We start from the raw sequence: 11,468 nt of genomic DNA on the forward strand, positions 1-11,468 counted from the left end.
GATCCTCGACTCCATCGCACACTACTGCGCCAGAATTAAAGACTCAGGACACTAGCTAGCCTTTCACGCGCGCTCCACGATCGCGGTTGTCGTGGTAGCCAGAGGTGTTTACGCCGACGCATTACAACCCCGATACGGAGGATCTACCCCTCATCGCAAAGTGGCCAGAGATCGGCCTCGGACCTGTCACTACGCCGGTTCCGATCGTCGGAGACATAAGTCGATACTGCATCATCGTCACGAACGTTTACCTGCCAATCTTCTACTCGGCCGGCCGGTGACGGAGTGATCCCGGTGAAGGATCGTGTCCGCTCACCGACGCACCACCCGGGACAGGTAGCGGGCATGAAGGCGGTGACGTTGACCGATCAACAGCCGGTTGAGAGGGTGAAGAATGGCTTCGAAAGAATCGCGACGACCCCCGTTGCATCCGTTGGCGACCCCATCATGGAACCTGAAACTCTGTGGCGAGGAAGACAACGCTGCTGGTGCACCTCCCCACTTCGTAAGCGCATGTCACGCCGTGGGGCGTGACACCCGCTGCTACGAGGAGCTGAGCTGGCTCGGTGAGATGAGCTGGCTTGTAGTCGACGAGACCAAAGTCTTTGGGGGCTGGTCAATTGGGCTCGAGACCGGACACGGAGGAAGCCATGGTTTCGGAACCCCGGTCGACGTCGATCTCGCCACGATCACCGCACGAGTTGCCGAAGCGGCGCAGGACTGGTTTACGGGGTGTGAACACATATTTTGGCCCGTTGCGAGCCGTAACCCGCTTCGATTGCCGAAGCCAGAGGTCCGGAACGGGTGCGGCGTCTGGGTTAGCCCCGGCGATGGCACGGTCATGTGCAGTATCGGAGACCTCTGCGAATAATCTGGACGGCCGAATCCGCTGCGTTGCTATGTGTTCCGGAGACGGATCTGCTTTCGACGGAAGGACTTGTGATGATCGGTGACCGATGGGGCGTGACCGATGACGAGGTTGCCCGTCGTTACCCGTGCGACGAGCTGGTCCCAGTGCCCGTGCTGCAGGCTTGGCGAGGCGTCACCGTGCACAGCACGCCCGACGGCCTGTGGCCGTGGGTGGCGCAGATCCGATTGGCGCCGTACTCCTACGACTGGATCGACAATTTCGGGCGCCGATCGCCACGGCAGCTGCGCGCATTGCCGGAACCCGCAGCTGGTCAGCACTTCACCGCCTCGGGGAATCGTCCCCTCGGGCGCATCCTCTCGGTCTCCACGGCGGAACAGCTCACCGGCGGGATCATGGGTGCGGTGATGTCGTACGTGCTCGTTCCGAACGGCGACTCGACGCGCCTGCTGCTGAAGGTCGTCATGGCGAAGGGCCGCTGGCTCGCGCCACTGATCTCCGTCGGCGACCTCGTCATGGCCCGCCGTCAACTGCTCAATCTCAAGCGGCTGGCCGAGCAGAACAGAGCCCCGTTGGCCTGACGGGGAACTGAAGCACTGTCACCGGCAGGGATCGGTCACCGGACGCAGTCGACCGTGGCTTCCGCTCCTATTCTGGATGTTGCCCTGGTCCCCGCTTGGCGGGTGCAGGAAGCCGAGCAAGTCGTCATCACGGGAGCGGCGATGTTCGATCCAATCAGCATCCGCAGCACGAGTGGTCGCGCCGGCCCTCAGGACAGCAGAACCCGCCGGTGGGGTCAGGCCGGGGCGAGGTGCGGGCTCTCGCGCAGTGTGTCGGGCGGTGACCGGCGAGCGGCGCCGGGGGAAATGCCGACGGCGCGCTTGAAGGCGCGGCTGAATGCCGCTTCGGACGCGTAGCCCAGGCGGGCGGCGAGCACCGCGACGGGGACGTCGTCGGTCCGCAGCCAGTCCAGTGCCACCTGCATCCGCCACCGGGTCACGTACGCCATCACCGGCTCGCCCACCAGTTCGGTGAATCGGGCCGCGAAGGCTGACCGGGACATGGCCGTCTCCCGCGCCAGCGAGGCCACCGACCAGGGCTGGGCCGGATCGCGGTGCACGAGCGACATGGTCCGGCCGATGCGGGGATCCTGCAGGGCTCCCAACCAGCCGGTCTGCCCCGCCGGGTCGTCGGCGATCCACGAGCGGATGGCCTGGATCACCAGGATGTCCGACAGCCGGGTGAGCACTTCCTCGCCGCCCGGCCGCAGCTGCCGCCTCTCGGCGACGATGAGCCGGAGCGTGTTTCGCATCCAGTCAGCCTCGGGCGACGCCGACCCGGGCGATCCCTCGATGACGATCGTGCGGGGCAGCAGCGCCACCAGGTTGCGGGCTGCCGGGTGCCCGAAGCGGACGGTGCCGCACACGATGCTCGTGGGTGCCCCGCCGCCGCCGTGCCGCAAGATCGCATAACGATCGCTGGCGTAGTCGTATGCCAGCCCGTCGACCCGCGGGGCCGGAACCCCGGGCTCGCTGAGCAGCAGGTGCCCCTGGCCGTGCGGCACTGCCGGGGATCGTCGCCGTCCACCTCGAGCCGACAGCGTCCGGCGTTGACGACATGGAATCACATCGACTCGGGCTCGGGCGGCAGGTCCAGCCCCCATGGAGCGGTCAGCTCGGACCTGCAGTAGAAGGTGCCCGCCATGCGCAGGGCGTGCAGCGCCTCGCCCAGCGGATCGGGTGTGGTCCAGGGATCCACTCCTCGCATGGGCCCAGTCTGGCGCCCCGCACGTGCGCGCGTCCACGGACTCTGGACGAACGGGCATGAGTGAGCGACGGGCGAGCATTGTTCCACCGGCTCTGGTCCCGCAGAGTGGACGGCAGGTACATCACCCAATCACGACCGGGATCCGCCATGACCGAGATTGCACACAACGAACTGCCCACACCGGTGCTCTGGTGCTCGGCGTCGCGCTGCCGGCGATGGCCCTCGTCGCCGGGGTGGCCTACTCATTCTCGGTTGCGGTCATGCCCAACCAAGGTGCGCAACGTAATTCGAATGCTCCCTGCGCCCGAAGCCGGGCGAACCTCGTACACCACCACGTCCCTGCACCCGACTAGCTCGGAACCGCCGCGACTGAGACGTCGTCCGGACCTCGCCGGTGTCACTAGCCGAAGCCGGGACCAGTTCCCAATCCGACACGATGGGCAAGTGAGGCCGGTGACGGCGCTCGGCGACACTGTGACCGTGACCGGCGACATGCACGTCGCTGATTCGATCGTCGGCGTTGACGGCCAACGTGCCCTACACGTACGCGGCGAGGATCCAGTAGCCATCCAGGCTTGTATTCACCGCTGGTGCCTGCCCGCTCGATGAGGCCGGCGCCACGATAGCGGTCGTGAGCGCCCCTTTGGCGACCACGACGTGCCTTGCGCACTGCTCGGCGTTGCTGTATTCGGCTACCCGGACCAGCTTGTCGAAGTCGAAGCGATTGCCGCGCTTCAAGAGCGGAGCTTCATCGAGCTCGTTCCGCGTGGCGGAGGGCCGCGGCCGGTTCGGTGCCTGACGGCCACCATCCGGCGGGGGCCCCGTCCGGGCGCGCCAGGAGTGCCCCGCCGCGGGGGATGCCCATTCCGCGGGCGGTGATGGTGTCGAGGTCGTGGACGACGAGCGGAGGCCCGGGAACGGAGCGAGCTGCGCGCTGCCAGGTCGCGCTCGGGTCGGTGGTGAACAACGTCAGCCCGGGTCCGAGTAGATCGAGGGTGGACACAGTGTGGGCTCGGGAGCGCAACCAGACGTGCGGGATGCGGCCGCCGAGGTCCGCGGGCAGTTCGTGTGCGGCGAGTCGAGCCCCGCCGCGCGGGTCGGCCGATCGGGCCACGTTGTGTGCGGCCACCGGTCGACGTTCGGCCTCGTAGGTGTCCAGTAGCTGCGGTCCGCTCCAGCCGAGGAGCACCCAGGCGAGTTTCCACCCGAGGTCGTAGGCACTCTGGATGGCGGTGTTCATGCCGGTGCCCCCGCGTGGCGTGATCTGGTGCGCGGCGTCGCCGACGAGGAACGCGGCGCCCTCCCGCCAGCGGTCCGCGAGCTGCGCGGCGAAGGTGAACGTCCCGATGCGTTCGATTTTCGGCGCCAGGTCGGCTAGTCCGCTGCCGAGCCGGATGAGGCGGGCGGATTGGTCCCTCGTCGGCTTCGGCGAAGAGTACTGCGCGAGTTCGTGTTCCACGCCGTAGACCCATCGGTCACCGTGGCCGGCGGGGACGAAGACTCCCGCGGCTTCGGGGTGGGTGACGGCGTAGATGCAGTAGCGGCGGTCGCCGAGTAGTTCCCACAGTGGGGCACGGAACTCGGTCCCGATTGCCTGGGACAGACGCCCCGGCCCACGCATCACGATCCCGAGGGCATCGCGCACCGTGCTGCGCGCTCCGTCCGCCGCGACGAGGTAGCGGGCGTGGACGATTCGGGTTTCGCGGGTTTCGACGTCGCGCAGCGTCACCTGGACGTCATCGGACCGGTCCTCGAGGCCGACCACTTCGGTGCCCATCTCCACCCGCGCGGTGCCGAACGAGCGCAGATGGTCCAGCAGCACCGGCTCGAGCTGATCTTGCGGAACCGAGGCGGGAGCGGTCGGGCTGAGGACCGCGCTCTGCTCTCGGGTCGGGAAGCTGGTCAGGTGGGTGTCACCGGCAGCGTTGAGCGTGGGACCGACCCATTGCTTCCATTCGACCTCGACCCCGCCCGCGCGGACCTCCTGCTCCAGCCCCCAGGAACGCAACAGCTCCATCGTGCGGGTACTGATGGAGGCCGCCCGTGGTAGCCCCGACAGGGCGGGACGCCGCTCCACCACGATGACCTCGATCCCGTGGCGAGCCAGTGTGATTGCCGTGGTGAGACCCGCCGGGCCCGCTCCGACCACGAGTACAGGCGTGGACGCCCGGGGTGTCGGCGGACGGGTGGGTGTGGTCGGGCTGTTCATGACGTCAGCTCCTTCGTCCGAAGGCTCGTTGTCTCGACGTCAGGGGAGGGCGGCGGGCTCGTCTCGATTTCGCCGGACAATATGTCTCTCGATTAACAGTCTGAACTTCACGAGACGATGTGTCAAGTGAAAATGTTAAAGTGACGGCTGTGGCCACCAGGAAGTACGAGCAGCGCCTGCGCGCGGAGGCGGCCGAGGAAACGCGCCGCAGCATTATCGACGCGGTCTATGACCGGCTGCGACGAGCACCGTCCACACCGGTGAGTGTCGAGCAGGTGGCCCGGACGGCGGGTGTCTCCCGCTCCACCGTCTACCTCGTCTTCGGGTCACGAGCCGGGCTGTTCGACGCCCTCACCACGGACCTGTGGTGGCACCGGGCAGGGTTCCAGGCGGTGGTGGATGCGGTGGAGCACCCGGACGCGCGGGAGCACCTGCGCGGCGGGATCGACGCCGGTGTCCGGGTGTTCGCGGCCCACCGCGACGTCTTCCGGGCACTGTTCTCGATGGCCCAACTCGACGCGGATGCCGTCGGCGGGGCCATCGCGCGGATCGAGGAGAACCGGGCCGGCGGGATGGCGCACCTCGCCCAGCGACTGGCCGAACAGGAGGTTCTGCGGCCGGAGGTGACCGTCGACGAGGCTGCAGACCTGCTCTGGCTATTGGCGAGCTTCGACAGCTTCGACCAGCTGTACACCGGGCGGAATCTCCCCGTCGACGACGTCTCCCGCACCCTGATCGCCGCCGCCGAACGCAGCCTCTGCCGGTGAGTGGTCGGCCTCCTACCGCACGGTCACGCCGGGTCGGTGTTTCTGCGGGGCTGGCGGCGCCGGTGGAACCGTGCACGCTGGAGATCCAGGAGGATCGCGCCCTCGGCATCTACTCGCCGGTGTCGACGGGCGATTCCGGCCCGGACGGCAGTCGTATGTCGGTGCAGTTCGCAGTAATTGGTAATTGATTCGCAATAGTGTCATCGGCACGTCGCGCAGTGGTGTCACGATCGGGGATGTCAGCGCTCGTGGAGGAAACGGGCGGAGTGTTTCGTCGGGTGGTCAGCTGGGAGCGAACAGGGGCATAGGTGGTCGTGTGCCGGCGCTGTAGTGGGTATGGGCGAACTGGAGAAGTTGGACGGCTACTCGAGGACGGTGATCTCGGTTGCCGATACGGTGTTGCCGAGTGTGGCAAGCCTGGTTGTGCGGACGTCACGGGGGAGCGGTTCGGGCAGCGCGAGTGTGATCACCGATGACCGGCTGTTGCTGACGAGTGCGCACGTGGTGGCGGGAGCGAGCGGGGCCGAGGCGGCATTCACCGACGGAACTGTTGTCCGCACCGACGTGGTGGGGCGCGATCCGTTGTCCGATCTCGCTGTGCTGCGTGCTCGGGGTGATGTGCCGGCTCCGGTGGAATTGGGTGACGCCGCGTCGCTGCGGGTGGGGCAGTTGGTCGTCGCGTTGGGGAACCCGCTGGGTCTGGCGGGCAGTGTGACGGCGGGCATCGTGTCCGGGTTGGGCCGCTCGTTGCCGGTGGAGTCGGGGCGGGTGATCGATGAGGTGATCCAGACCGACGCGGCGCTGAATCCGGGGAACAGCGGTGGCGCGTTGGCCGACAGTGCGGGCCGGCTGGTCGGGGTGAACACCGCTGTGGCCGGAATGGGGGTGGGTCTGGCGGTGCCGATCAACTCGACGACGAGGCAGATCATCGCCGCGTTGGTATCGGCGGGGCGGGTGCGGAGGGCCTGGTTGGGGATCGCGGGCATGCAGGTTCCGCTGCCTCCGAAGCTGCAGGGGCGGATCGGGTCGAAGACCGGTTTGCAGGTTGCCGGTGTCTCCCCGCGCAGCCCGGCCGCCGAGGCGGGGCTGCGGCGCGGAGACATCATGGTCGAACTCGACGGCAAGCCGATCGTGACGACGACCGCCGTCCAGCGGTTGATGGTCGAGGATGCGATCGACCGGCAGATCGAGATCACGGTGTGGCGCAACGGTGCGCTGGTGGACGTGTTCGCACGTCCTCGTGAGCTCGCGGCCTGACGACCACACGGCGACGTGGGATCCGATCGACGGTCACCGATTCATCTCGTGCCGGATCGCGTCCTGGACTTTCCCGTGAGCCACCGCGATACCGCCCGCGATATCGGTCAGTGTTCTCCGATGCTGGAGGCGCAACGGGTCGTTCATTACGCCGTCGTGCAGGTGTTGCCGATAGGGGAAGGCCGGGCGCGATTCGGTCTTCACGAGGTGCCGGTTGAACGTCCCAGTGAGCTGCGACAGCTCGTTGAGTCGTCGGTAAACGTCATCGCTGGCGACGACCCGCGCCTGGCTGAGCAGGGAATCGAACTCGTCGCCGCCGATCTCGTCCGCGTCATTCGGGTGCGATGCAGCCGAAGTCGTTGCGGTTGCGGCGAGGCGGGCCGTCGCTCGCAGCAGGTCGGCGTAGATCGCGAGCCGCAGTTTCACGAGTTGGTCTCGGCGCGCAGTCTTGCTGCGCATGCGTTCGGTTATCCACGGTGAGAGGGCCGTGCCCACGATTCCGGCCACGCCCATCCACATGATCGCATTCACGATCAGTCTCCCGTCTCTTCTTGCATTCGTGCCGGAGACCTGCGGTCACATCCCGCAGCCTCCGCGTTACTCATTCCCGGACACTCTGGCGGCCGCTGTTCACGGCCGGTCCTGGTTCGTCGTTGTCGCCGAAGATCGTCTTGGCCTCGAGGTATTCCATCAGGCCGAACTTGCCGAACTCCCGGCCGTTGCCTGACTGTTTGTAGCCGCCGAACGGCGCATCGAAGGCCAGCGGAGCACCATTGAGGTGAACCATTCCCGTCCGCAGCTGTCGGGCCACATTCCGCGCCCGCTCCGGATCGCTCGACGAGACCATCCCGGACAGCCCATACGCGGTGTCGTTCGCGATGCGGATTGCGTCGGCCTCGTCCTCGTAGCCGATGAGCATCATGACCGGGCCGAAGATCTCCTCGCGCGCGATGGTCATATCGTTCGTCACGTCCGCAAAGACGGTGGGCCGGACGAAGTAGCCGGTGGACAGTCCTGCCGGGCGACCGACTCCACCAGCGACGAGTGTGCCGCCCTCTTCGATGCCGGTCTGGATCAGGCGCTGCACCTTGTCGAACTGTGTCTGTGACACCAGCGGTCCCACGGTCGTCCCCTCGGCCTCGGGTTGTCCGACCACGATCGACGCGGTGGCGGCTTTCGCGATCGCGATCGCATCGTTCATGCGGTCGGACGGAACCAGAATGCGCGAGGCAGCATTGCAGGACTGGCCCGAATTGACCACCACACCCAGCACGTCTCGGGTGATGACCTTTTCGAAGTCCGCGTCGTCCAGCACAATGTTCGCCGACTTGCCGCCGAGCTCCTGTGCAACGCGTTTGACCGTTGTCGCAGCGTTCCGAGCGACCTCGACGCCGGCACGCGTCGATCCGGTGAACGAGACCATGTCGATGTCGGGGTGCATCGAGAGTGCGGCTCCGACGGTAGGTCCGTCACCGTGGACAAGGTTGAAAACTCCGGCAGGGACTCCTGCTTCATGAAGTATCTCCGCGAAGATGATCGCATTGAGGGGCGCGATCTCGGACGGCTTCAACACCATCGTGCAGCCTGCGGCCAGCGCGGGCGCAACCTTCGCGGCGATCTGATTGACGGGCCAGTTCCAGGGTGTGATGAACGCACACACGCCGACCGGCTCATGCACCACCGTCGTCGTGCCGATCCTCTCCTCGAATTCGACCGCGCGCAGCGCATCGACGGCCGCTGTGAGATGCACCAGGCCGGACGGTGCCTGAGCGGTCGTGGCCAATGAAGTGGGTGCCCCCACTTCCTGGGTGATCGTCGACGCCAGGTCCGCCATCCGTCGCCCGTAGACCTCGATTATCCGATCCAGTAACGCAATCCGGTCGGCACGTGTCGTCGACCCGTAACCGTCGAACGCTCTGCGGGCGGCCATGACGGCGCGGTCGACGTCCTTCTCGTCGCCCAGCGCGATGGTGGCGACGATCTCTTCTGTCGCAGGGTTGACGACGTCGAGCGTGTCGGTGCCGATCGGGTCGGTCCATTCGCCGTCGATGTAAAACCTCTGGGTGTTCTCCATGGTGCTCCTCTGGTCGGCTGCTGCAGAAGGTGGGAAGGGTTGGGTATCGGATTCGGCGGGTGGCCTTCGGGTTTGCGATGGCGTCCTGTGTTGCACCGCTCTCGCATCCCGGGTCCTGACTGGTTTGCGTCGGAACGTTTCCGGCGCCTGATAACAATGACTCGCCGCAGCTCAGCCGTCTGTCCGCCGGCCGGGCCCAGTGGAGGATGAATGCGTTGTCCCCCAACCGGAGGACAACGGCGATTTCGGGTCGAGCGTTAGGAATACGAGGTGGTCGATCCATCCCCGCTGCTCGGCGGACGATGTTCCCCGAGAACGGAATTACGGTGTCGAGCTGCTGGTTCCAGCGCCGAACGTGTCAGCTTCGTTCGGACGAATGACCGGTTGGGTCCGACGTCACGATGCGGGATATCGACGATCAGACCGTGAAGCGGAGCCCTGTGCGGCGGATGGCGCGGCGTTACCTCGACGCACTGACCGACGAGGACCGCGCGGGACGTCGGAGTGCGGCCGCCGCCATGGTGAGCGCCACAGCATCCTCGGCGAGCGCGGCCTGCCAGTCCGGCATCCGCCGGCCGGCCCACTGCCGCCACCACGCGCCGCCGTAGGAGCCGGCGAGGGCACCGACGGTTCCGATGATCAGGGCCGACGCCGTGTCGGCCCGGTCGCGGTGGGCCAGCGCCGCGGCGCCTCCGCCGCCTGCGATGAGGCGTCCGGTGAGCGCGGGCTGGGAGAGGCGCGACGGTACGTTCGGGTTCTTGTCGGCCACCAGTTCGCCGCCGACGAGCGCCGTCGCGCCAACGACGCGGGCCCGGTGCGCCGAGCCCGGGGCACCCGACAGCAGTGCCGCCGCGATGCCCGTGGAACTGCGGAGACCGCTGGCCACGCCGATCACGGCCGACCGGGCAGTGCTCGACCGTTCCGCCGCCCGGCCCCTCCGGTGCCCCGTCGCCTCGTCCTGTTGCCGCAGGACTGTGGTGACGGTGGCGCTGTAGACGAGATGCGGCACGAGGTCGCTGAGCCAGTCCTGGGCGGTCCACTGCCGCGGGTCGCTGATGCCGCGCAGGGCGATCGGGATGTCGGTGGCTGCCATCGCGGCGAGACCGATCCCGATCGTTCCGGCGGCCGGGGTCAGGTGGGCGCCGGCGCGGCGGACGAGGGACGCGGCCACGCCGAGTCCTGTGCCGACGGCTATCCCACCGAGCGCACCGAACGCCGACCGCCGCGCCGCGAGCGTGTCACCGCGTCCCGGTATCGCGACGCCCAGAGCGGTCGCAACGGACTCGACCGTCTTCTCCGGAACGGTGCTTGCGGGGCGGCCGCGGATCGCCATGTCCAGGTAAGTGACGGCGTCGAGCATCGTGGTGCCTGCGGCACCTGCAACGATGCCGGTCGTGACAGCGTTCATCGAACTGCCTCTCTCGCGTGATTCGACGACGGGGTCGCCCTTCCCGGGAGCATCCCCCGGCGGCGTACCGGGCAAACGTGGACGGGTGTTGGGCGCGAGGCACGGCGGTATGCGGGCAGGAGTGAGCAGGACGCGATTGCGGGCGACGGTGACTGGTTCGGTGGCCGGGAACGTTGGCCAGGATCGTGCCGGCAATGGGGAGTCCGCGAGCGTGGCGACGCCGGATATCTTGTGGCGCAGCCAAGCGCAGCCCCCGCCAACGATCGGTGTCAGCTGGCAGGGGCGCTACACGGACAAACCGCGCGTAGTAACGAGCGGCGCATTAGTGATCTTCGTGAGCCGGGGCGCGGAAGTCCAGGGAGTGTGATCCACGCCATTGCACAAATTTCTTCACTCAGTATTACCGACCAGTAAGTGTATTTTTCGGGGTCGCACAAGGCGCGTGCGTGAATTGATCGGCACCGCCGAGTTCCAATCGGCCGGAGTCGAGGCGGGGATGAAATTTTCAAATCCATCAGTTGGGAGTTCAACATATCTGTCCGCCGATCCTGCTGTGCCGCAGAATGTCCGGCCGTCGCTCGGAGCTGTTCTGCGGAATCGAGGCACGCGGCGAGTTGCTCGCGGACCATTCGGTGCCTGCGCAGCGTAATGCTCGGTATGCAAAGAACAGGCACTGCGGTGTGACGTAGAACACGGCACATTCTCTCGGGAAGCATGGTGATCGGGAATGAGGTGTGGTTACACCCCTGCGTGGGACCCAAAAGCGGGTATGGGTGTAGGTGATTCGGCCGTTGTGCAGGTGTCGACGTCGGACGATTGTGTGTAGTGCACCGTCATCGACGTGGCGGTCGGGAATCTCTGCACGTGAAGGAAGAGTCGTAATGGCACGGATCAGCAAGAAACTGGGAGTCGATTTACTGGATGCGTTGCGTGTCAGTGTCGTTGGCACTGTGGTGTGTGCCGGACTGGTCATGGGTGTGATCGTCCTGGCGATGTGGAAGTTCCCGATACCGGGCGTGTAGACGCCCGTGGCTTATCCCGAATGCACCGATTCGTTGATGTCGTCGCTGTGAATTCCGTTGTGTGGCAGCGGGTGGGGTGTGGGCGTGGGTGATCGT

At 66.7% G+C, this 11,468-nt stretch carries 11 protein-coding genes; 4 read left to right on the forward strand and 7 right to left on the reverse strand.

The genetic code is table 11. From position 1 onward, the window contains the following. Positions 1-942: 942 nt before the first annotated feature. On the forward strand, positions 943-1,449 hold the full coding sequence (locus tag QM841_RS42585; RefSeq protein WP_283336754.1) for a polyketide cyclase: 507 nt from the start codon (positions 943-945) through the stop codon (positions 1,447-1,449). Positions 1,450-1,664: 215 nt separating this feature from the next. Here QM841_RS42585 and QM841_RS42590 read toward each other — a convergent pair whose 3' ends face one another. The 4 genes from QM841_RS42590 to QM841_RS42605 form a co-directional block, all read right to left on the reverse strand. After that, positions 1,665-2,432, reverse strand: coding sequence for an AraC family transcriptional regulator (locus QM841_RS42590; protein ID WP_283336755.1), 768 nt, complete (start codon positions 2,430-2,432; stop codon positions 1,665-1,667). Positions 2,433-2,491: 59 nt separating this feature from the next. Beyond that, complete coding sequence (locus tag QM841_RS42595; RefSeq protein WP_280780205.1) at positions 2,492-2,635, reverse strand: cupin domain-containing protein; 144 nt, start codon at positions 2,633-2,635, stop codon at positions 2,492-2,494. Positions 2,636-3,172: 537 nt separating this feature from the next. Beyond that, positions 3,173-3,373 carry a hypothetical protein gene (locus QM841_RS43300; RefSeq protein ID WP_349307468.1) on the reverse strand — a complete coding sequence of 67 codons (201 nt, stop codon included), beginning with the start codon at positions 3,371-3,373 and terminating at the stop codon, positions 3,173-3,175. Positions 3,374-3,383: 10 nt separating this feature from the next. After that, positions 3,384-4,844, reverse strand: coding sequence for an FAD-dependent oxidoreductase (locus QM841_RS42605; protein ID WP_283336756.1), 1,461 nt, complete (start codon positions 4,842-4,844; stop codon positions 3,384-3,386). 149 nt (positions 4,845-4,993) lie between these two features. Between QM841_RS42605 and QM841_RS42610 the strand changes: the two genes are divergently transcribed. Both QM841_RS42610 and QM841_RS42615 read left to right on the forward strand, forming a co-directional pair. Beyond that, complete coding sequence (locus tag QM841_RS42610; RefSeq protein WP_283336757.1) at positions 4,994-5,611, forward strand: TetR/AcrR family transcriptional regulator; 618 nt, start codon at positions 4,994-4,996, stop codon at positions 5,609-5,611. Positions 5,612-5,947: 336 nt separating this feature from the next. Further along, positions 5,948-6,868: a S1C family serine protease gene (locus tag QM841_RS42615; protein WP_283336758.1), complete on the forward strand. Its 921-nt coding sequence runs from the start codon at positions 5,948-5,950 to the stop codon at positions 6,866-6,868. Between the two features lie 33 nt (positions 6,869-6,901). Here QM841_RS42615 and QM841_RS42620 read toward each other — a convergent pair whose 3' ends face one another. The 3 genes from QM841_RS42620 to QM841_RS42630 all read right to left on the reverse strand — a co-directional run bounded on the left by QM841_RS42620 (position 6,902) and on the right by QM841_RS42630 (position 10,350). Beyond that, on the reverse strand, positions 6,902-7,399 hold the full coding sequence (locus QM841_RS42620; protein ID WP_283336759.1) for a hypothetical protein: 498 nt from the start codon (positions 7,397-7,399) through the stop codon (positions 6,902-6,904). 70 nt (positions 7,400-7,469) lie between these two features. Continuing rightward, positions 7,470-8,942 carry an aldehyde dehydrogenase family protein gene (locus tag QM841_RS42625; protein WP_283336760.1) on the reverse strand — a complete coding sequence of 491 codons (1,473 nt, stop codon included), beginning with the start codon at positions 8,940-8,942 and terminating at the stop codon, positions 7,470-7,472. A gap of 460 nt (positions 8,943-9,402) precedes the next feature. Beyond that, complete coding sequence (locus tag QM841_RS42630; protein WP_283336761.1) at positions 9,403-10,350, reverse strand: hypothetical protein; 948 nt, start codon at positions 10,348-10,350, stop codon at positions 9,403-9,405. Positions 10,351-11,231: 881 nt separating this feature from the next. On the opposite strand from QM841_RS42630, the gene QM841_RS42635 reads away from it, so the two are divergent. After that, a complete protein-coding gene (locus tag QM841_RS42635; RefSeq protein WP_283336762.1) occupies positions 11,232-11,372 on the forward strand; it encodes a hypothetical protein in 141 nt (46 codons plus the stop codon). Positions 11,373-11,468: the final 96 nt, after the last annotated feature.

Source organism: Rhodococcus sp. IEGM 1307 (assembly GCF_030056915.1).
Taxonomy (GTDB): domain Bacteria; phylum Actinomycetota; class Actinomycetes; order Mycobacteriales; family Mycobacteriaceae; genus Rhodococcus_F; species Rhodococcus_F opacus_D.

Coding starts and splice junctions, on each gene's coding strand:
- QM841_RS42585 (WP_283336754.1), top strand. CDS start 943: ATGATCGGTGACCGATGGGGCGTGACCGATGACGAGGTTGCCCGTCGT.
- QM841_RS42595 (WP_280780205.1), bottom strand. CDS start 2,635: ATGCGAGGAGTGGATCCCTGGACCACACCCGATCCGCTGGGCGAGGCG.
- QM841_RS42605 (WP_283336756.1), bottom strand. CDS start 4,844: ATGAACAGCCCGACCACACCCACCCGTCCGCCGACACCCCGGGCGTCC.
- QM841_RS42615 (WP_283336758.1), top strand. CDS start 5,948: ATGGGCGAACTGGAGAAGTTGGACGGCTACTCGAGGACGGTGATCTCG.
- QM841_RS42625 (WP_283336760.1), bottom strand. CDS start 8,942: ATGGAGAACACCCAGAGGTTTTACATCGACGGCGAATGGACCGACCCG.
- QM841_RS42630 (WP_283336761.1), bottom strand. CDS start 10,350: ATGAACGCTGTCACGACCGGCATCGTTGCAGGTGCCGCAGGCACCACG.
- QM841_RS42635 (WP_283336762.1), top strand. CDS start 11,232: ATGGCACGGATCAGCAAGAAACTGGGAGTCGATTTACTGGATGCGTTG.